The following is a 23,143-nucleotide window of genomic DNA, read 5'->3' on the forward strand; positions in this document are numbered from 1 at the left end:
GCTCATAAACGCCGAAAGTACTTGGCTGGAGACGGCCTGGGAGGATAGGAAGCCGCTGATTGACTAAAAGAAAAAGGTCTACCTAAAGGTAGGCCTTTTCTTTTTGCTAGTCTTCGACTAGCTAACTCTGCAAGAGCCGTCTCCAGCCAAGGTTGTACAAGTAGAAACTATCTATATAAATCAATAAGACGGCGTGGGAAGGGTAGGGTGTGAGGCCACAGAGGAGTGAAACGACGTATGGGGCCCACACATCACCTTCTTCCGAACGTAAGATTTACCGAACTGCGAAGCAGTGAAGGAAAATCCACAGTGAGGATTGATAGGAAGCTGCTGATTAAGCTAAAGGCACACTTGAGGGTGTGTCTTTTTTTGTATGGATTTTTATTCTTTTAAGGGAACTAATGAGCAAAGCAGTAGACGTTGAAGGAGTTACTTATATAATTAGTATTAATTATCGTGCTTTGAAGCACATATTTTTCTCATGGATATGGTATACTTAGGCTTATATCATATTTATAGGAGGTCATATGGCTAAGAAAATTGCGGTCCTCGTTAATGAGGAGACAATGCAGCGCTGTTCTTGTGGCGGTTGTTTGAAAGCATTTATGAATAAAGCGGATTCTTTTGAGCGTTATGCTGATGAGGATATTGAGTTGGTGGGGTTCACACATAGCGGTGGGGATCTTGCTAAGAAAATCGAGTCTTTTAAGAAAAAAGGTGTTACTACGGTACATCTTTCTACATGTACGCGTGGTAAGAATGAAAATTATGAAAGCATCGCAGAGCAGTGTGCTGAGGCGGGCTTTGATGTAGTAGGCTATACACATGGTGGTGCTGTTTCTAAAGATGGTAAAGAAGCGATAGTACTTTCAGCTAAACCAGTAACGACAGATCAATAGTCAGCAATGCTTGAATTAACTATAACAATTTGCAATATCTTATAATAGATGAATAATTGTTCCATTATTCATTCTATATTTACACTAAACCTATATTATATAGATAGTATGTAAATTATGAGTGATATATTTATCATTTTGAGAGGTTGAGAGAATGAATAAGAAACTTACAGCGGCTACTTTATCTATTGCTATGGCAGTGACAATGGCACCTACTGTGATGCAAACGGCTTCTGTCAATGCTGCTTCTGCTGCGGTACAATCCTTAGCTGGTGGTGCTATTGCTATGGCTTACGTATCTACTGCATTAAATAAAATGGATAATTCTGCAGAGGGGCAACAGGAGAGTTTGGCGCGCACAAAAGAGAAAACTGGTTACTTAAACGATAGTGCAGCCCAAGAGCGTGTAAATCGAATCATGAAGACATTAGAGGCTACACCTAGTGTAAAGCGTTCTTACGTTGTATATGCAAATCCTGATGAGGAGTTTAATGCGTTTGCCACACTTGGCCGTGTTATGTCCATTAACAAGGGTGCTCTAGATACACTGGATGATGATCAATTAGCCTATGTAATGGCTCATGAAATCTCTCATGGTGAGCATAAAGATATTATTAATGGCGCTAAGAAGCAAATCGGTCTTTCTACAGCGGTTGGCATTGCTGCTGGCGGTAGTGAAGGTGCGGCTATTTTATCTAATGTGGCAGGCAACTACTTATCTAATCAAGTGTTTACGATGAGTCAAGAAAAAGCTGCTGATGAGTTAGGCTTTAAGATTTTAAGTGAATCTCCATACAATGTGGGTGGTGCAGCTGGTTCTATGGCAGTACTGCGCAACAAAGTGGGGGAACACTACCGTGAAGGGCTTTCACAAGTGGTAGCACCTAACAACCATCCAAAGTTGTCCGATCGGGTGAACAATAATATTTCTCGCATGTACGCCTATTCTGGGAACCATGTAAATGTATCGAATGGTACTGTGTACGTAAACGGTGATAATATCTATACTCCAGCAGGTAGTGGCCGTTACACAGGCGAAGAGCGTGCTTATTACATGGCCGGTAAATTGGCACGATTGTATCATAATAATCAAGTGACACCAGGTTCTGCATCGTATAGTGGTGACACTGTAACGGTAGCTGGTCAATCCATTGTTTCTACGCCAAATGCGGACGTAGCATTACAAGTGGCAACAAATCTTAATAATGCATTTGTAAAACCTGCAGGTTCTGCTGTTAATGCGAAAAAACCAATAAAGGTTAAACAAGAAAAACCTAAAAAGGTAAAAGAAAATAAAAAGGCAAAAGCTGATAAAGCTAAAAAATAAATAAGAGCTATACATGGCATATAATTTGCTTTAAGGATTTATGCTATTATAATGAGAATAATCAGAGGACTGAGCCCATGAAGGCTTAGTCCTCTTTTTATATAGATTGTAATATTTATAGTTTGAGTATAAGTTAATAAGTTTATAAGATATATTGAGCGCTATAGGAGTAATAAATAGACCGTAAAGATATGGATAGTCTGGAGTATAAGTATTATTCATGTATGAATAAATTATATTCATGAAGCAATAATAGATTCATAAAAATACAGAAAACCTTTGAGGGTAGGAAGTGAATTATAATAATTTTATACCGTAAAATATGAGGAATTCTCTTATTAAGCATAGTTTTAATAAATGCTTATATTATATTCTTTATAATAATTATAAAGCTTTTATGCGAGAATTTAATCTTGTCTATATATAGTGGATAGATGTATATTTAAGGTGGATGAAATATGTGGTTAGAATGGAATCCTATAGAAATATCATAACGGTAGGGGGTATAGGGTTATTGTACTTATACATGCTTTATAGGATAATGTCAATGTTGGTGGTTAATCTAATAATATAGATGACCATTTTTTTGTTAAATAACACGTAATTTTATATATTATATGGAGGCTATGATGGAGTATACAATTCACCTATTTAATGCAGGTGGTTTCGTTATGTATCCACTTGTACTATTCATGTTAGCAGCATGTACTATTTTATTTGAACGTATTCGTACGTACAGAAACATCAATCATGAGTTACAGCAGTTGTCCGATAGCATTGATGCAGGCCGTAATAGTAATAATTGGTCTACTCTAGAGAATTCTATAAAAAATAGTGATGATGCATTGAGTAGATTCGTGTCTCCTATCGTGGAGTCTGTATATAGTGCGGAAGGTTTAGAGAATCGTTTACATGATGTGGTAGGGTATATGGATGAACGTTTAAAACGTGGTCTTAACTGGCTTAGCATGATGGTAACAATGGCTCCATTACTTGGCCTTTTGGGTACTGTTGTTGGTATGATCCGCTCCTTCGCGGCCGTTGGTGGCGATATTGGTGCGCCTACTGTTATTACAGGCGGCGTATCCGAAGCGCTGGTTGCCACTGCAACAGGGCTTTCAGTAGCCATCGTAGCATTAGCCATCCATAGTTGGTGCACAGATAAAGTAAATTCAGATATCGCAAAGTTAGAGCAAAAATTAGGTTCTATTATGGATTTATATATTAGGAGTCAACGATGAAACGTAGTTCAGTAGGCATACAAAAAGAACCTACCATCATGATTATACCTATGATTGATATCGTTTTCTTCTTGCTCGTATTTTTCATGATGAGTACGTTGTACATGAATACAGAGGAACAAATTCCTCTTAACTTACCGAAGGCTTCATCTTCTTCTGCTAAGACGATTGAGCCTATCACGATTTCATTAACAGCTACACATAAGATGTATTTGAATGAACGTGAGATTGTCCCTGATCAACTGGGCAATGAAATTCAAGGTATTGTTGCAAAAGAACCTCAACAGGCATTTATTGTGCGTGCCTCTGAGGATATTGCGTATAAGGACGTTATCAATATTTTAGATAATCTTAAAATTAGTGGTGCTCGGTTTGTTAGCGTAGCTACAGAACGGAAGTGATTCTATGGTAGATAAACGATATGGAATTCCTTTCGTAGCTGCATTGGCATTAAATCTTGTATATTGGGGTGTTGTAGGTGATTGGTTTGGTCATATAAAACCTCCAGAAACATCCAAAAAAGACTTGGTTATCAACCTTGATATGGGGCAGCAAGAACCTCCTCAAGAGAAGAAAGATCCTGAGAAATTAAAGATTCAACCTGACGACAAACCAGTCGCAGGAGGCGGTAAAGCAGGTAGTGTATTGCCTGATTTATCAGGAAAGCCCACAGAAGGCTTAAAAAATCTGAATCCTTACTTAGGTGGTAATGAGACGGCATCAGTCAACTTGAATGGTAATACTGATAATCCTGTTGGCAATCCAGGCAGTGGCAATGTACCAGGCCCTGGTGGTGGTAACGTTGGCAATGGTGGTAAAGCTAATGATGGGCTAGGCTCAGAAGTGGGAAATCCTGGTACTAGTAATACGGAAGGTACGGGTTACTTTGATGTTTCTGAATACCGAGCTAGCTTAGATGCTAATAAAGTAATGCCGCCACAAGCTGTTCGACGAGGTATTACCGGAGTAGTTACTATTAGAGTTTATTTTGATGGTGAAGGTAATTATGTAAGTGCTAAAATTGAAGAAAGCAGTGGCTCTAGTCTTCTAGATAATGATGCACTTGCACTTGCAGCTAGGTCAGGCGGTGCTATAAATACAACTGGCGAACCCAAATCAGATGTTTTTTATATAAGATATAGCTTTGAGTAGTGATTTGAATAGCTAGATTTAGTTGGAATAAAATGAATAAAAAGCAAATTTAATATGGAATATATATTATGTAGGGGATATGAGGATACTCGTATCCCCTACACTAAATTGCCCGTTGTTGTAGTATTTAAGCTATAAATTAATAGATTTTAAATAGTTTTTAATAGAAGATATAGGATGATAAATGGAATGAATAAATATGTATATGCGGCCACAATGATAGGTTTATTTAGTGTGACTACTAATGGTTATACTGTAGATGTAACAACTAATCAAAGTCAAGAGGCGGCAAATATTATTAATATAACAGCTAATCGTACAGCGTTATTAGATTTAGATACACCGGTATCGACTTCTGTTATTACCCAAGAGGATATACAAAATAGCGGCGCTAAGACGGCTTTTGATGCGGTCGCTAATGTACCGGGTGTAACCATTAACTCCTTTAGTGCATCTGGCGCAGATTTTGGTGGCATGGATAGCCGTACGAATATTCGTGGTCTCGATCGCGGTGCACTTGTTCTTGTAAACGGTGTACCTATGAACTTAAATGGTAAGAGCGGAATTGGCTCTATACCTACCAGTGCCATTGAGCGCATCGAAGTTGTAAAGGGGGCGGCCTCTACCTTATATGGCGCAGAAGCTTTAGGTGGCGTTATAAATATTATTACAAAAACGCCGTCAAAAGAGGGCGGTTCTGCTACGGTAGCTGTAGGTAATCGAGGCTCCAAGAGATTCGATATTTCTTATGGTACTGATCGATTCCTCGTTGGTATCGATAGAAAATACTGGGGGACTCAAGATCCATCTACACCGGTGCGGTATGACTATACAGGCCGCAAGGGTTATGATTACTACACTACGCGCAATAAAGGTAATTCCTTAGGTGTGTTCATGAGCGGTAAGCTTTCAGATAAGATAACCTTAAATTATACTCGCGCTGAAAGCCGTTCCTCCTTTGGTTTGATTAGTACAGAAAGAAATCCTGTGAGACAGGCTCGTCATTCTACGACATATCATTACAAGGATGACCGTAATAATGCATCTTTGATTTATAAGGATGATAATACGACGGGAACATTGTTTTATAATGACCGTACTATGCGTGGTGAAAGCCGTGTTCATAGTGCTAAACAGTTCAAGCCGACCGAAACCAGTTATGTAGCTCGTCAATATGGTATAGATGTACAACATGAATGGGACTTTAGAGGCGGTAAGGATTATTTGATTGCCGGTGTTACAGGTAAGCAAGAAACCTATCGTGCCACACAGGCCCCTGTGTATACACGGCCTCATCGTAATACCTATGCGGTGTACAGTAGCTATTCTCGTGAAATCAATCCAAAATGGACTGCCATTTTGGGCTTGCGTTATACAGCCATTAGTGATCCTATTAAGGACCAACATGTGTTAACGCCTCAGTTCCAATTGTTGCACACCATCAATAAAGCTTCCTCCATGTACTTAAATATAGGGAAAGCTTACACGATGCCTAGCTTGAGTGATTCATTCCGTAGCGTGAACCGCCAATACACAGCAGTAAGTGGTAAAAATCTTAAGCCTGAAGAGGGTTGGAACTATGAATTAGGTTATAAACGTCTTAATAAGAAGGATAGCTGGAAGGTGGACGTGTTCTATATGGACTTCAAGAACTTCTTCCAATGGCAACCTGATGTAAATGGTCGCCCAACCGTTCGCGTAAACGGTGGTAAATTCCACAATGTTGGGATTGAAGCTGAGTATAGTAGACATTTGTCAGATCGACTCAAAATGAGTGTAAGTGGTTCTTATTCTAATCCAAAACAAAAGGAAATGAATGAAACCTATTGGAAACAAGCGGCTCCTAAGTTACAGTTTACAACCGGCATTCATTATAAAAGCCCAACCTGGGAAGCTGGTACATCCTTTAGCTTTGTTACCAAACGTTTGCGCAATCGTGATGGCGGCTTGAATCCTAACATTGCTCTTTGGAATGCTTACGTTGGGTATCACTTTAACAAAGATGCTACATTACGCCTCGATGCACGCAATCTTTTGAATCGTCATAATGTGGTATCCAATGGAGATTATGAATACTGGGATGCACCATTCAATTATGAATTAAGTTATACACAAAAATTTTAATATGTATTGACGATACAATCCCCCGAGAATGCAGTAGCGGTAGGGGTATGGGTTTTGTGCGGGCCAAATAAATGTGTAATAATACAAATATGTAGTTTATATAATTGTGTGAATGTATATATGTGTTAAGTGAGGCATTTGGTATGAGACAACAAATTAAGCATCGTATATCTATACTTGTGGGTTTAGCATTGATGGGATTGTCTGTGAATGGATATGCAGCAGAGGTAAGTGCTGATAAGACTCCCACTATAGCTGCATCGAGTGAAACTAATGGAGTATCTGAAATCCATACTATTAATGTAACAGCAAATCGCATGGCTCTTTTAGATTTAGATACGCCGGCTGCGATGGATGTTATTACTCAAAAGGACTTAGCTAATAGCGGTGCTAAAAATGCATTTGATGCAGTTAATATGGTACCAGGCATTACGTCTTTTTCCTATGGTGCATCCGGTCTTGAATATGGGGCTATGGATAGCCGTGTGAATATCCGTGGCCTTGAACGGGGATCCTTGATTCTCATGAATGGGGTACCGATGAACCTCAATGGCAAGGGCGGCCTTAGTTCTATTCCGACTAGCTCTATTGAACGCATTGAAGTATTAAAAGGTGCAGCCTCTGCTTTATATGGCGCTGATGCTATGAGTGGTGTTATCAATGTAATTACTAAGACTCCAAGTAAAGAAGGGGGCTCTGCTACGGTAGGTTTTGGTAATATGGGTCGCCAAACTTATAAAATTAACTATGGCACGCCTCGCTTCTTAATTGGTGTGGAACGTAACTTCTTTGGTGCTCAAGATCCAGAAACCCCTATCCGCTCCGATATCGGTGCTTATGCTAGAGGTTATGAATATTATACAGCTCGTAACAAAGGGAATTCCTTAGGTGTATTTATGAGCGGTAAATTAAATGATAAGTTGACCTTGAACTTTAGCCGTTTTGAAGGTAATTCTTCCTTTGGACAGTTGAGTACAGAAACGAATCCTATTAAGCAAAAGCTTCACTCTACAACATATGCTTATAAAGATACTAAAAATAATACGTCTTTAGTTTATAAAGATGGCAATACTACAGGTACAATCTTCTACAATGATAGAGATTTGTATGGTAAAAGTCGCATACATAGCAAAAAGACATATACGTTGAGTGATAATAACTATATTGCTCGACAATATGGTTTCGATGTGCAACATGAATGGGATTTCCGCGGTGGCAAGGATTATTTCATTGCAGGTGTACTTGGTAAACGAGAAACATATCGCACTACATCTGGTCCATACTATGGAAATCCACATCGCAATAGTTATGCCATTTATGGTACATACTCCTATCAAATCAATCCTAAATGGACTAGTATTTTAGGCTTGCGTTATTCGGATATTAAAGACCCTGTGAAAAATCAACGCGTATTAATTCCTCAGTTCCAATTACAACATCGTATTAACAAGGAATCATCCATGTACATAAATGTTGGTAAAGCCTTTAGAATGCCGAACTTAAGCGATACTTTCAAGAAAATTAATAAAGGCTATGCCTCTGTTAGTGGACGTAATTTGAAACCTGAAGAAGGTTGGAATTACGAATTAGGCTATAAACACATTACTAACAAAGATAGCTGGAAAGTAGCGCTCTTCTATATGGACTTTAAAAACTTCTTCTCTTGGAAACCGGATAGCAATGGTAAAAACACGATTCGCGTAAATGGTGGTCGCTATAGAAATGTCGGTATCGAAGCCCAATATGGTCGTAAATTAACAGATCACTTAAAAATGACTGTGGGTGCATCGTATTCTAATCCAAAACAACGAGAAATCGATAAGACCTATTGGAAACAAGCTAACCCTAAATTGCAATTTACAGGGGGTATCCATTACAATAGCTCAACTTGGACTGCAGGTACTAGCATCAACTTTGTCACAAAACGGATGAAGAACCGCGATGGCGGTACAAACCCAAATCTTATAGCTTGGAATGCATACGTAGGCTATCAGTTCAATGAAAACTCATCCTTGCGGCTAGATGCACGTAACTTGTTAAACCGTCATAATGTTATTTCAAACGGCGACTGGGAATACTGGGATGAACCATTTAATTACCAACTCAGCTATACTCAAAAATTCTAGTCTTTATGTAATCACTAATTAGAACTATACAAGGAGTATCATCATGAACAAGAAAATTGGATTTTTCATATGTTTGATGATACTCCTTTGTGTATGTTTAACAGGTTGTGGACCTCAATCGGAGGCAAATGTAACGCCATATACTCGTTATGTTGACAGTCATGATGGCGTTCAAGTTGCTGTTCCAGAGCATCCAAAACGGATTTTATCACTGTCTTCTGCGGTCGACACAATTTTATTAGGACTTATAGAACCAGAACGTTTAGCAGGCATTAATAAATTGTCTACCTATGAGGAATATTCGCTAGAGGCAAAGCGCGCAAAGCTGGTAAAACCAGTGTTGAGTTCGTATCCTTTGGAGAAAATCATAGCCTTGAAACCGGATCTCGTTATAGCGCCAGATTATATATCGGCTGATGTTATCTATGGCTTACGGCACATGGGTATAGCCACTGTTGTGGTACCTACCCCTTCTACGGTGGACGGAGTGATTCAGAATGTGATGGAGATTGCTCATATTATTGGGGAAGATGAAAAGGGTAGCTTTTACAATCGGAAGATTCACCGTGAAATAGATGAAATAAAGCACCTAGCAGAATCTATTCCAATTGAGCAGCGCAAGACGGTTCTCTTTGTATCATCTATGGACGGATATACGGGAACAGGAAGCCTTTTTGATGATATGTGTCACTATATGAGTATCTATAATGCACCGAATCGGATTGGCTTACCACCGCACATACCCTTTGGGGAGGAGAGAGTGCTAGCCATGAATCCAGACTACATTTTTATTCCATCCTATAAGGGAATGGACAAGAATTTGGCGGATCGATATTTAAAAAATCCGGCCTTTCAAAATCTGCCGGCTATCAAGGAAAATCGTGTTAAGCCTTTACCGGCAGCGTACTTATATACAATGAATCAGCATATTGGCGAAGCGATGCTAGCCATTATGCATACTGTGTATCCTCAATTAGAAAGGAATTCTCATGACTAAACAGAACCAACGCATCATGGCCATAACTCTGATTGGGGTGTTGCTATGTATTGTGAGTTTATTGGCACTCCATGTAGGGACCATTATGATCCCTATCGGAGGGGGCGTGCAAAGTATTTTAAATGGCATGGGCATACCTGTGAGCTTCACGGAGCCCATTACGGCTGAACAAGAGGCTGTACTGTGGTTTATCCGCATGCCACGCCTTATCATTGGCCTTCTCGTAGGAGGCGCCTTGGCACTGGCTGGTGCGGTTATGCAAGGGGTATTCTCCAATCCATTGGCAGATCCAGGTATTATGGGCGTATCCGCTGGGGCATCCCTCGGTGCGGTTATCGCCATTGCTCTTGGCGTAACATCCCTTAGCATGTTTTACATGCCTGCCTTTGCTTTCGTTGGAGCCTTTGTATCCGTTGGGATTACTATACTTTTAACATGGCGTAATAACAAGCTCGACACAACCACCTTGTTGCTGGCTGGTGTAGCTGTTAGTATGCTGCTCGGCGCTTTCACATCGGGTATTTTGACGATGATTAATGAATATCGCTTGCGTGAATTCCTATTCTGGATGGTGGGGGGCCTAGATTTCCGTCGTTGGGATCACGTTTTGCTAGCCGTGGGCCCTATCGTGACGGGCAGTATTATATTGATGATGCTCGGTCGTCACTTGAATGTACTCGTTCTGGGCGATACAGAGGCGCGTGCCTTAGGTTTGCCTGTTATGGTGTACCGCATGTTATTCCTGTTTTTGGCATCTGTCGTTACTGCTACTGCGGTGTGCGTCAGTGGTTCTATTGGCTTTGTAGGTCTTGTGGTACCACATATTGTGCGTATCTTAGTAGGGCCAGATCATCGAATACTATTGCCTATGGCGGCCGTTGGAGGTGCCTTATTCCTCGTATTCTGTGATACATTAGGTCGCGTTATTGCCCAGCCAGTTGAGATTCGCGTAGGTATCATGACGGCTCTATTAGGGGCACCATATTTTCTATATTTACTTCATCGCTTGCGTAGTAAAGGAGGGGCCTAATGAAACTAGATGTTCAATCTCTATCCGTCACATTAGGGGAAACCACCATTCTAAAGGATGCGTCCTTTTCTATTGATAGCGGTGAGTTTGTCGGCATTATCGGGCCTAATGGCTCCGGTAAAACAACGTTATTAAAAACTTTGCGTGGTCTCTATCCTACGTCTGGTGGAGATGTTTTGTGGGATGGTAAAAGCATCACTTCTTTGAGTGACAAGGAAATCGCTCATCATGTGGCGTATATGCAGCAGTCCGTCAATGTTTCCTTCGATTATGAAGCCATCGATATTGTGATGACTGCCCGCTATCCGTATTTGAAATGGTGGCAACAAGAGGGTCCTGAAGATAAGGTCATTGTAGAAAATGCCATGAAAGAGGTGGGCGTGTATCACTTGCGGCATCGGTCCGTACAATCTTTGAGCGGCGGTGAGCGACAACGGGTATTTTTGGCTAAGGCATTAGCACAACAAACAGAGGTGTTGTTACTCGATGAACCGACGGCGGCGCTCGATTTAGTGTACGCCGATGATATTTTCCACGAAGGTCGCCGGTTATGTGACGAAGGAAAAACGATTCTAATCGTCGTTCATGACTTAGAGTTAGCTGCCAAATATTGCACCAAACTCGTTTTGGTGAGTGATGGTCACATCGTTGATGTAGGTGCACCTCGAGATGTATTGACGGCAGAAAATTTACGAAATGCGTTCCGTTTATCGGCTGCGGTCTATGACGATCCGTACTTTAAACAACAACGTATCTTTGTATTCCCAAAAGGAACTACAAAGATTGATGACTTCAAACAAACCGAAGTTACTTCAGAAATGTCTATTGATCCAAATCTGAAATAGTTAGAATGGATTACGATACTTAGCGTTTTCCTAGGGGTTATTGATTTATTATGTATGGTGACTATTTTGTATTGCGAATCTGAGTGAGGTTAGGTGTATGCTATATCCATTTACTGCTATTGTTGGTCAAGATGAAATGAAATTGGCCTTGTTGCTCAATGCCATAAACCCATCAATCGGCGGTGTCTTAATTGAAGGCGAAAAAGGCACTGCTAAGTCTACGGCTGTACGTGCGTTAGCGAATCTGTTACCTCCTATGGAAACAGGCGCATCAGCGATGTCTGTTGTTGAGCTACCTATCAATGCTACAGAAGATCGCGTTGTAGGATCCATAAATTTGGAAAAGGCATTGCAAGAGGGTGTAAAAGCCTTTGAACCGGGTATTTTACACGCAGCCCATCAAAATATTCTTTACGTAGATGAGGTTAATCTATTAGATGACCACATTGTAGATATTTTGCTAGACGTGGCGGCTATGGGGGTGAATACGGTAGAGCGGGAAGGGGTGAGCCATTCTCATCCATCTCGTTTTATCCTCGTAGGAACGATGAATCCTGAAGAAGGCGACCTCAGACCTCAACTGCTAGACCGTTTCGGACTATCTGTTATGGTCTATGGAGAACAGGACCCGGCACAACGTATGGAGGTAATCAAGCGTCGCCTCGCCTTTGGCGACAATGCTGAAAGCTTTGTAGCGTCTTACAAGGAATCAGAACATAGCCTGCACGAACGTTTATTACAAGCTCGTGAAGTATTGCCAGGCATCATCCCATCTGATGATGTGTTGTTGCAAATAGCGAGTATCAGCATAGGTGTCGGCGTTGATGGACATCGCCCAGACATTACGATGATGCATACGGCTCGTGCTCATGCAGCCTTTCACAGTCGCAACCAAATTACAGCGGAAGACCTCAAGGTGGCGGCACGATTAGCGTTAAAACATCGCTTACGTCGCTTGCCATTTGAAGAACAAGGTTACGATGAGGAGCGCATTGATACAGTGGTATCGGCAGTGCTTGAGGGCTAGTTATGGAAACATCTGTACAAGAGGCCCTCAAAATAGGCCTTGTAAACGACCAGATTCATACCATTGTTATTTCTGGAGGTACCGGTGTTGGTAAAAGCTATGTACTTCGTCAGTGCCTCGAGAAATGGCAAATTCCATATCGTTTGATACCTGTTTATATAGATACTTCACAACTACAAGAGTCCATCGATTTTGAAGCATCCCTTGCACAGGGTAAGATGGTTATGGCATCTGGATTATTAGGTGATACGAGTAATCGATGCTGGGTTGTCGATGATGCTCACGTTCTGTCGCCTGAAGTCCGTCATGCATTATTGGTAGAAGCGAAACGTCGTCAAATACTACTGATACTGACCATAAACCATGAGGATGGAACCTTAGATGATGTGGAGTGGGAACTCGTAGATGTGCATGTATCTATGGATGTACCTACACTACAATCTAAGGTGAAGGTGTTACAACGAAGGCGAGATGAAATTGAGCCTTCATCTGAGGATTTATTGAGCCTAATATATTCTAAACAAGTTCAATCTATAGTTGTTCCTGATGCTATGCTTTCACTGGCTATATCCTATGCATTGCAAGCTCGAACCGTAGGTCATGGAGCAGAGTATGTATTATTACAAGTTATGAAATCACTGGCAGTTCTTGATGGTAGTTCTTACTGCAAGCCATCTCATGCGGAACAAGCCGCTCTCTATGTACTGCCTCATCGCATGAAGCGCAATGATACACCTGAATCTCAGACCTCACAAGGAGAGGCATCTAATAGTGCAAGTAACCAAAACCAGTCACAGAAAAATACTGAAACAGCAACAGATGATTCGGATGTAGACGACTCTGATAACTCTGATTCTAGAGATTCCAAGCGTGATGAATCCCATTCTGACGAGTTAAACTCTAATGGGCTAGATAATTCAAATAGCGATGGTCATGACGGCTCACGTGATATGGATTTTGATGATGGTAAATCAAAAGAGTCCAATCATTCAGAAACATTAGAGTCTACAGCGAATGAGTCGGAAACTTCTGATTCAATGAATACTCATAGTGACGCATCTAATGGAATATCTTCTTTATGTTTGCCCGATACTGTTGCCCGTATAGCTAACCAGTTTTTTCAATGGAAATTGCAATCTTCTAAAACGGTAGACCGTCAGTATCGTAAAGGTTCTGGTCGGCGCCTTATGACTAGAACAAAGGATACTAGGGGGCGCATGATTCGAGCCTATCAAGATGAACAGGCTTTAGAGGATTTGGCTTTAATTGACACATTGTGTGCAGCCGCACCGTATCAACGATTGCGGGCCGTTGAAAGGGTAAAACAATTACAGGTAGATACCCCATTAAATGTAGTGGAGCAATCTGTTACATCGGAATGCTTATGTCAAATGGACCCACAAGCAGAGCGTCATGATTTAAAAGGGCTATCTATTGTAGTAAAACCTCAAGATTACCGCCGAAAGGCTCGGGAAAAGAGGATTGGTGCGTATCAGCTTTTCGTAGTGGATGCCAGTGGCTCTATGGCAGCTCGCCATCGCATGGAGGCGACAAAAGGTGCGATTTTGAGCCTCTTGCGTGACTCTTATGTTCACCGTGATTCGGTGGGACTCATTGTATTTCGCAAGGACTCCGCAGAGGTATTATTGCCTTTCACCCGTAGTGTAGAGCGAGCAGAACGACTGTTAGCTACATTGCCAACGGGGGGCAAGACGCCCTTAGCCCAAGGTTTACGAGTCGCCTATACTATGTGTGATAGATTGCTTCGCAGACATTCGGCGGAGCGGATTCAAATGATTTGTATTACCGATGGTCGTGCTACTTCGGGGGCTTCTGAGGACCCTGTAGGGGAGGCGAAACAATGGGCTCGTATTTTAGGGACCTTGCCAGTAGACTGTATCGTTATCGATACGGAAACGGGCTTTATCAAGCTCGGCTTAGCTAAGGAATTGTGTAAATTAATGAATGGCAGTTATTATGCGATGGACTCTATTACGTCAGATAGTATTTTGCGCGTATCGCGGAGGTAGATCATGAGTCGACTCCTGTATATTTCTAATTTAGGAAAACAAATCCAATATATAGAAAAAGCTGTTGCTACTTACCCGGAACTCTTACAGGGCGAGGTGGACCTTTGCAATATGAAAAAGCCTCCTCAATGGGATGCTGACTTTGAAAGTCGCTTACGCGCTGCCGATGTAGTTCTGGTAACGAATATGGGGGTTGGTTTAGACTCGCCCTTCTTAGAACGTCTGGAACGCTGGTTATATGCATATCATCCTAAATACTGGATTGATGTAGTAGAACCTAAGAAAACAGATATTTTATATCGCAATTTGGATGAGGATAAACGGGTTCTTCTTGAAAGCTACCGCCGAACCAGTGGGGTCATGAATTATGTACGCTTAATCAACGGTGCTTTCAGTACAAAACCTACCTCTGAATGGGAAGAGCCAGATCCTATTCCTTGGCAAGCCATTATGGGTCGAGAAGGCAATATCTACGAAACTTATGATGAGTTTATGGATGCCGAAGGGCATCGAGATTGGCCATCTATAGCGGTCTACTTTTACCGTGACGAATGGATCATGGGGGATATTGAGTATCAACAGGCCTTATTTGAAGAGATTTACAAACATCAGTACAATCCGATTATCTTTTATGGTCAGTATGGCTCGAATCCGCGCGTAGGTATTCCGAATATGAAGCTGTCCATGAACCATCTTTTTGGGAAGGATGAATTCCCCTTTGATGTGCTCATAAATACTTGTAAATTTTCCTTTCAGTCCTTAGGTGCTCAAACCTTGGAGGAGTTAAAGCTACAGGATGTTCCTATCGTTCAGGGTTATACCATATACATGGATGAGAAATCTTGGGCCGAGAATCCACAAGGTGTAACACCTTTAGACGTGAATTTATCTATATCTCAGCCTGAGCTAGATGGGGTTATTCAAGGCGGTGTTGTGGCATGCCAAACCTATGATGAGCGTGGACACTATGTGTACTTGCCTGTGAAAGAACGCATCGCTGCTATTGTACAACGAGCTATTAAATGGTCTACATTGCGCCATATCCCTGTATCGGAGCGAAAAGTGGCCGTTATATTACATAACTATCCGCCTAAGAACTCCAACATTGGCTCTGCCGCAGGTCTTGATACACCTGAGTCGGTGCTACGGTTATTGCGAGATATGAAGGCGGAAGGTTATACCATCGACACGGTGCCAGAAACAAGTGCAGACTTGATGGATGTGGTAACGTCTCATATGACGAATGACCGCTCCATGCTCACCGATGAACTGCTAGCCTCTGCAGAAGGTCGGTTAAGTAGCGATGATTACAAATCATATTTTGCTACGCTGCCGGAAGATACGCAGACAGCAATGGTTAAATCTTGGGGCGAAGCCCCAGGGGATGTATTCGTCTACGATGATGACGTGATTATCCCAGGTTTCTCCAATGGCAATCTGTGGATTACGGTACAGCCACCCCGTGGATTTGGGGAGAATGTATCGGCCATTTATCACGATCCTTGCTTGCCTCCACCACATCAATACTTAGCGTTTTATCACTGGGTGCGCGATGTCTTTGAAGCTGATGCAGTTATCCATGTTGGTACCCATGGCTCTCTAGAATGGCTGCCCGGTAAGGGGGCTGGACTCAGCGCTAGTTGTTATCCGGAAATCGGCATTTCCAGTTTGCCAAATATTTACCCGTATTGGACAACCATTATTGGGGAAGGCATACAAGCCAAGCGGCGTAGTTCGGCTTGCTTAGTGGGTCACTTGTCGCCGCCGATGACGACAGCGGGCCTCTATGATGAGTTCGAAGAATTAGAGGCCTTACTCGATGAACATAGTCATTTTGAGCGGGAACATCCTGAAAGTGTCTCTACTCTAGGTGAAGTGATTCGAGAAAAGGCCATGGAGTGCCATCTCATCGATAAAGAACGAGGTTCTACCATGACGGTGGACGATATAATTACAGAGGTCCACGAAAAGCTGAGCGACTTGAAACATATGCAGATGCGCAATGGTTTGCACATCTTGGGGCAAGGTCCTGAAGGGGAAGCATTAGAAGAGTTTATTACTGCTATTGTAAGCACTCCTCAAGGTGAAATCGCGTCAGGCCTTGCCACCATCGCAGAAGAATTAGGTTATGATTGGTCTTATATGGCGGAACATGCTGGCGAAATTCATTCAGATGGTATACGATATAGTGTTACCATAGATCGAATTTGGAATGAATTGCGTAGCTTTGTAAGGCATGTGATCAATATACCAGATTATACAGTGCCCGAACGGTTAGAACCTTTGGCGAATGCGATCGTTCGAGAGTATATTCCAAAATTAGGTGACACCAAGAACGAGCTAACCTCTATTTCAAATGCCTTACAGGGCAGATATGTAGAGCCCGGTCCAGGTGGAGCCCCCTCGAGCGGTCAAGTCGACGTACTGCCTACGGGGCGTAACTTCTATGGTTTAGATGAAAGAGCTTTACCGACGAAGATAGCCTATCAATTAGGCATAGAGTTAGCAGATCAAGTTATCGCTGATTATATTTTGAATGAACAACGGTATCCTGAGACGATTGGCATCATCCTATGGGCTACGAGCAATTCTAGAAGTCATGGTCAGTGCTTGGGTGAGTTCCTTTACTTGTTAGGAGTTCGACCTAAATGGCAATCGGGCGGTCGCGTGTCAGGTTTAGAAGTGATTCCTTTAGAGGAATTGCAGCGCCCTCGCATCGATGTGATGGGCCGCATCAGTGGCCTCATTCGAGATATGATGCCTACTGCTATCGGCTGGCTCGACAAAGCCGTTGAAATGGTGGCAGAATTAGATGAGTCGTTGGAAGACAACTACGTGAAAAAGCATATTCACGATGATGTAGACTGGCTCGTTGAGCAAGGTGAGGACCCTCTATTGGCTACTAAAAAGGCTAGACTCCGCATCTTTGGCGATCCGCCCCAAGCTTATGGCACGGGTGTAGGTGCCTTGATTGAAGGCAAAAACTGGGAGTCTTTACAAGATATTGCTCAAGTTTATAGCCAGTGGAGTAGCTTTCACCTGCACAAGGACATTCCTCAGGACATGAGGCTATTCCAACGTCGATTAACCACGATGGATGTGACCATTAAGAACGAAGATAATCGAGAAACCCATATTATGAGTGCTGATGATTATTATAGTTATCATGGTGGTCTCATTGCAGCGGTGCGCACCGCAAAGGGCAGTGCGCCGCGCGCCTATGTGGGGGATAGCTCAGACCGCAGTCGTGTTGTGATGAGGCCTTTAGGTGACGAAATTCGCCGCGTCGTGCAAGGGGAAACGCAGAACCCTAAATTTATTCAAGCCATGATGAAACATGGCTACAAAGGGGCATCGGATATGTCGAATGTCGTATCCCATACCTTTGGTTGGGATGCTACGAGTGATGTCGTACCAGACTGGGTCTATGAAGGGTATGCTAATAAGTATGCTTTAGACAAGACGGTACAAGACTGGATGCGCAATGTAAATCCTTGGGCGTTGCAGCGCATTACAGAAATCTTATTAGAGGCTTCTCAGCGTGGTTATTGGGACGCATCCCCAGAGATATTACAAGATTTGCAGTCATTATTTATTTCCATGGAAGGGGTTATAGAAGGTCGTTAGTATGAAGCAAAGAATATCTATTATATGTACCATAGTAATGATGGTACTTCTAGTGGTCGGTTGTGGTCCTACGCAGACGGGGACAACGGGCACGACACATCAAGTTACGGATGGCACTGGTGTAACTGTTACGGTGCCTAGTGAGCCGAAGCGCATCGTCCCTATTGCTGCGAGTACAGAGGATATAGTGTTATCCTTGGTTGATCCGAGCCGAGTGGTAGCCGTTGGCACCGTGCCTAATAATGTACCTGATGAGTCTGCCAAGGTGGGGACGCATGTGAAAGCAACTGCTGAATCCATGCTTTCAGTACAACCTGATTTAGTATTAGTTCCAAACTGGATATCTCCAGATGCAATTGGGGAAATGCGGAATATGCAGATTCCCGTTTACGTCTATAAGACTCCGACTACGGTAGAAGAAGCAAAAGCAGTTATCCATGAAATTGCAGGACTCTTACACGCTTCGGATGAAAAGATGATTGCTAGCATGGATGCAGATTTGAAAACTGTCGAAGAGTTAGCAAATAAACATACCGGTGAACGCCCTGTAGTAGCATTTTATACGCAATTTGGTTTAACCGGTGGCAAAGGGTCAACCTTTGATGATATGACTAAATATCTGAAGGTTACCAATGCGGCCGCCCAATTAGGCTTGGGGCCTTTTGATAATGGGACGCGAGAGGATTTAATTAAAGCGAATCCAGACATTATCATCATCCCATCGGTGGCTTATACCTCGGATGGTACTACGCCAGCAACGGCAGAGCAACTCTATTCTGACCCTGCTTTGCAAGGTGTTAAGGCCATCGCCAATCGTCGTGTGTTCCTCGTAGATTCCTCGCAGGTCATGAGTTATTCTCAATTTATGACTCGTGCAATGGTTTCTATGGCACAAAATATATATAACAAATGATTTAGTGTGTGTGGAGGTTTTTATGAAAGTATCAAGAATGCAACGATTATCCATGTACATAGGGTTAGCTCTCGTATTTGGTAGCACATTGAGTGCTTCTAGTGTATTAGCTGTTGACGCTGGTGATGCGAAAGAAGCGCATACCATTGTTGTTACGGCGACTCGTAGTGAACAACAGCTTTCAGAAGTGCCAGCTAGTGTAGGCGTAGTAACAGGCGACGATATTCGTGAGCGCCATGCTACGAATATGAATGAAGCCTTGAACATCGTACCGGGCGTAGATATTAATACGTATGGTGGTGGCGTAGGTTACACGAACTCCAATGCATTCCGCATCAATGGGTCTGACCAAGTATTGTATTTGGTAGACGGCATCAATATGGGGGCGGCTGGTGTGAATCCGCCGATGACTATTTTGAAAGATATGTCTAGTATTGATCGCATTGAAGTTCAACGTGGTGCAGGCTCTACATTGTATGGTTCCGGTGCCATTGGTGGTGTAGTAAATGTAATCACTGCAAAACCTGAGCAAGGTGTACAAACTAAGCTTCGCGTGATGGGTGGCAGCAATGATTTAGAGCAATACGCAATTACCAACGAAGGTAGCCAAAATGATTGGTATTGGCGTGTAGGCGTACAAAAAGATATTATTGGTTCCTATAAAGATGGTCATGGCGTGCGCGTTCCGCAACATGGCAATAGCCACACTGCATCTTTCATGGTGGGCAATAAAATCAATGATAAGAACGATGTAAAAATATCTTACGATACATATCGTGGTGATGTAATGTATTCCGACCATTTGGGTGCCCTCAACCATATTCGTTATGGTAATGAAGCGAATGATTCCTTACGCGCGATTTGGAAGAACAAAATCAGCAATCGTTGGAGCCATCAATTATACTTGATGAACAATCATTATAAAACAACATACGATGGGTACTTAACAGATGTGAAGACTCGTGGTATTGGCGATCAAGTTACGTATAAAGCAAAAGACCATACTGTAGTAGGCGGCTTTGACTGGAGACAAGATAAGGTGCTTAATATGGGCGGCGTGAAGCTTACGAACACATCATACTTCATTCAAGATGAATGGAAATTTGCTCCTAAGTGGACTGTAACACCTGGTATCCGCGTTGACCATCATTCCTCCTTCGGTACGCATACATCTCCATCCATCAGCCTTGGCTATGATGTAAATGAGAAGACAAATGTGTATGCTGCGTATAAAGAGTACTTCTTAGCCCCTACACCATACCAATTATTTGATGGCTTCAATGGCAACCGCAATTTGAAACCGGAAACAGGTCATGAATTTGATTTAGGTGTACACCACAAATTCGGTAAAACATGGAATAGTAATCTTAGTTTCTTCAGCCGTAGTACGAAGGATAAAATCGGTTGGGTTATGACAGATCCAGCAAATTTTACAGGCCAATATCGCAATTTTGACACTGAAAAAGCTCGTGGCATCAATGCGGATGTGCGTAAACAATTGACGAACCACTTGTCTGCACGCCTTGGCTATACGTATACTCATATTGATGCGACACCAACACGCAAAGCAAATCGCGATGGGTATGTGCCAAAACATGCTGTTAATGCAGGCCTTGATTACAACGATGCTAAATGGGATGCTCATTTGGATATCCGCGGTATCATCAACCGTCCTGGCCCTGCAGATAATGTATTCCCACGTAAAACATACTGGTTGGCTGATATCAGTGCTAACTATCGGGTACGCGAAAATGTTACTGTATTTGGTCGTATCAACAATATCTTTGATACATACTATGCGGAACAATCTAGTGTTCGTTGGGGCAACCCTGGTGACTGGTGGCCAGGTCAAGGTCGCAACTTCCGTCTAGGTGTAGAAGTGACTATCTAATAGGTATAACTACTGCAATGGCTAATAGATGTAACTACTGCAATGGTTCGATTATAAAGCTATACTAATAATTGACAATTACATCGTAGTTATTTGTATAGCTTCAAAATGTAATCTATATTATGGTGAAAGAGCCTCTTATGGGGCTCTTTCATTTTTATTATAATTTTTGATGATATATTGAGACCGCACTAAGAACCATGAGAGTTATTTTCAGTAACCGATAAATTGGGTATAGATAAATAAGTATATGTTATAAAACTATAGATTTTCTATAGTAAAAGCTCTATAATATTATGTATCTATCTATAGGTATTCATAGTTTATGTTTTGTGATGTACACATATATTTGCTTGTATAGTAAATGTTTTGTTACTTTCACAGTTATCAAAACCTTCCAATGGAGAAGGTTGATTTTTAGAGGAGTTGGATCGAAATGAAACAACCAGAATTATCGCCGTATATGATGGCTCGGAAGCCGTCTGGCATTCGCCTAGGACAAATTAAATTCTTGGAACGTAAGAACCCGCCTATCTTGGTGAATGGTTCTATTGGCAATGTAATGCGTCCTATGCATCCCGCCATGCAGCGTAGGTTGTTTGATTTGGGCGGTGTCAATAGCCCGTTCCATAATGGGATTGTGCCATATGTACCAACTACGGGCACTGATGAGTGTCGAGAAGCATTCCTCCACATTTTGCGCAGCCAAGGCTTTGATACAACAGGGCTTGATGTACTTGTAACAGACGGTGCATCCATGGCGATGGAAATCATCATGCTCGGCGTATGTGGTGGTGCTGGCGAAGAAGAACGTCCTCTTTTGATGTTCAATCCTTCTTATACAAACTATGATGCAGTAGGTCTTCGCATTGGTCGTAAAACGGTTACTGTAGAACGGGAGCTCAATGAAAATGGTGAGTTCGAATTGCCCTCTGTAGAGACTGTTGAACAACGCATTATCGAGACAAAACCTGGAGCGTTGCTTATCATTCCTTATGATAATCCTACAGGTCAATTATTTAGCAAAGAAACGCTTATTGAATATACTAAATTGTGCGTTAAACATAATTTATGGATCATCTCTGACGAAGCGTACCGTGAATTAGCTTATGAAAAAGGGAAAGAAACATCTAGCATTTGGGCCTTAACCGATAAAGATGTGCCTGGCATTGAAGGCCGTCGTATCAGTCTTGAAACGGCAAGTAAGGTTTGGAATGCTTGTGGACTTCGCATTGGAGCTATCATTACGGATAATAAATTATGTTATGAAAAATCTGTTGCGGAATATACGGCAAACCTCAGCGCTAATACATTGGGCCAATATATTTTTGGTGCTTTGAAACATGAGTCCTATGCGCAATTGCACAACTGGTATGAGCAACAACGCGACTACTATCGTCAAATGATCTTTGAACTCCACAAAGGTTTTAAAGAGGCAGAACCGGACTTTATCGTGTCTCGCCCTGAAGCGTCTATTTACTTTGTAATCGACGTGAGAAAGGTTGCAAAACCTGGCTTTGATGGTGTAGAATTTGCTTCTTGGTGTGCCGAACACGGTGCAGTAAGCCTTGATGACGGCAAGGAATATACACTTCTCATGGCACCGCTCAATGGTTTCTATAGCGGTAAAAATGGCGATAACAACCCTGGTAAAACACAATTGCGTGTGTCTTTCTGTGAAAACCCAGATTTATTGCGTTTGGCTCCTGAATTATTATCTAAACTATTCAGAGCTTACGAAGCACAACGAAATGTATAAAAGTAAAGAGTGCCCTCCCAAATGGGAAGGCACTCTTTTTACGTTATGAGTTGTATATATACTATAAGTGGTATAGTATCACATAAAAAAGAGCTATAATTTTGAATATTATAGCTCTTTTCGTTTTTCCCTAGATATGGTAAGTAGGGAAGGGC

16 protein-coding genes are annotated in these 23,143 nt (G+C 42.1%); all 16 read left to right on the forward strand.

Going from position 1 to position 23,143, the window contains the following annotated elements; all coding sequences use genetic code 11:
• Positions 1-527: 527 nt before the first annotated feature.
• A complete protein-coding gene (locus tag E6X37_RS04155; RefSeq protein ID WP_004697943.1) occupies positions 528-899 on the forward strand; it encodes a CGGC domain-containing protein in 372 nt (123 codons plus the stop codon).
• Between the two features lie 154 nt (positions 900-1,053).
• Complete coding sequence (locus tag E6X37_RS04160) at positions 1,054-2,226, forward strand: M48 family metallopeptidase (RefSeq protein WP_004697896.1); 1,173 nt, start codon at positions 1,054-1,056, stop codon at positions 2,224-2,226.
• 629 nt (positions 2,227-2,855) lie between these two features.
• Positions 2,856-3,467 (forward strand): MotA/TolQ/ExbB proton channel family protein, encoded by a 612-nt coding sequence (locus E6X37_RS04165; RefSeq protein WP_004694376.1) that lies wholly within the window; start codon positions 2,856-2,858, stop codon positions 3,465-3,467.
• Entirely contained in the window at positions 3,464-3,868 is a 405-nt protein-coding gene (locus E6X37_RS04170) for an ExbD/TolR family protein (RefSeq protein WP_004694375.1), read from the forward strand. The genes E6X37_RS04165 and E6X37_RS04170 overlap by 4 nt, the downstream gene beginning before the upstream one ends.
• A 4-nt stretch (positions 3,869-3,872) precedes the next feature.
• Positions 3,873-4,619, forward strand: coding sequence for an energy transducer TonB (locus E6X37_RS04175; protein ID WP_316689558.1), 747 nt, complete (start codon positions 3,873-3,875; stop codon positions 4,617-4,619).
• Between the two features lie 177 nt (positions 4,620-4,796).
• Positions 4,797-6,743: a TonB-dependent receptor gene (locus tag E6X37_RS04180; protein WP_287521288.1), complete on the forward strand. Its 1,947-nt coding sequence runs from the start codon at positions 4,797-4,799 to the stop codon at positions 6,741-6,743.
• Between the two features lie 143 nt (positions 6,744-6,886).
• Positions 6,887-8,869: a TonB-dependent receptor plug domain-containing protein gene (locus E6X37_RS04185; protein WP_316689559.1), complete on the forward strand. Its 1,983-nt coding sequence runs from the start codon at positions 6,887-6,889 to the stop codon at positions 8,867-8,869.
• 43 nt (positions 8,870-8,912) lie between these two features.
• Positions 8,913-9,866, forward strand: coding sequence for an ABC transporter substrate-binding protein (locus E6X37_RS04190; protein WP_278604382.1), 954 nt, complete (start codon positions 8,913-8,915; stop codon positions 9,864-9,866).
• Positions 9,859-10,896: a FecCD family ABC transporter permease gene (locus E6X37_RS04195; RefSeq protein WP_278604381.1), complete on the forward strand. Its 1,038-nt coding sequence runs from the start codon at positions 9,859-9,861 to the stop codon at positions 10,894-10,896. Before E6X37_RS04190 ends, E6X37_RS04195 begins: the two co-directional genes overlap by 8 nt.
• Positions 10,896-11,741: an ABC transporter ATP-binding protein gene (locus E6X37_RS04200; RefSeq protein WP_287510560.1), complete on the forward strand. Its 846-nt coding sequence runs from the start codon at positions 10,896-10,898 to the stop codon at positions 11,739-11,741. Before E6X37_RS04195 ends, E6X37_RS04200 begins: the two co-directional genes overlap by 1 nt.
• A 97-nt stretch (positions 11,742-11,838) precedes the next feature.
• Positions 11,839-12,768, forward strand: a complete 930-nt coding sequence (locus E6X37_RS04205) for an ATP-binding protein (RefSeq protein WP_281782550.1) — start codon at positions 11,839-11,841, stop codon at positions 12,766-12,768.
• Positions 12,769-12,770: 2 nt separating this feature from the next.
• Positions 12,771-14,798: a VWA domain-containing protein gene (locus tag E6X37_RS04210; RefSeq protein ID WP_287510558.1), complete on the forward strand. Its 2,028-nt coding sequence runs from the start codon at positions 12,771-12,773 to the stop codon at positions 14,796-14,798.
• A 3-nt stretch (positions 14,799-14,801) separates the two neighbouring features.
• Positions 14,802-18,425, forward strand: coding sequence for a cobaltochelatase subunit CobN (gene cobN, locus E6X37_RS04215; protein WP_281782552.1), 3,624 nt, complete (start codon positions 14,802-14,804; stop codon positions 18,423-18,425).
• A 1-nt stretch (position 18,426) separates the two neighbouring features.
• Positions 18,427-19,338, forward strand: a complete 912-nt coding sequence (locus tag E6X37_RS04220; RefSeq protein WP_278452021.1) for an ABC transporter substrate-binding protein — start codon at positions 18,427-18,429, stop codon at positions 19,336-19,338.
• A 22-nt stretch (positions 19,339-19,360) separates the two neighbouring features.
• On the forward strand, positions 19,361-21,229 hold the full coding sequence (locus E6X37_RS04225; protein WP_281782553.1) for a TonB-dependent receptor plug domain-containing protein: 1,869 nt from the start codon (positions 19,361-19,363) through the stop codon (positions 21,227-21,229).
• Positions 21,230-21,665: 436 nt separating this feature from the next.
• Positions 21,666-22,988: a pyridoxal phosphate-dependent aminotransferase gene (locus tag E6X37_RS04230; protein ID WP_119562512.1), complete on the forward strand. Its 1,323-nt coding sequence runs from the start codon at positions 21,666-21,668 to the stop codon at positions 22,986-22,988.
• The last annotated feature ends 155 nt before the right edge of the window (positions 22,989-23,143 follow it).

Source organism: Veillonella parvula (assembly GCF_032550495.1).
GTDB classification, from domain to species: domain Bacteria; phylum Bacillota; class Negativicutes; order Veillonellales; family Veillonellaceae; genus Veillonella; species Veillonella parvula_G.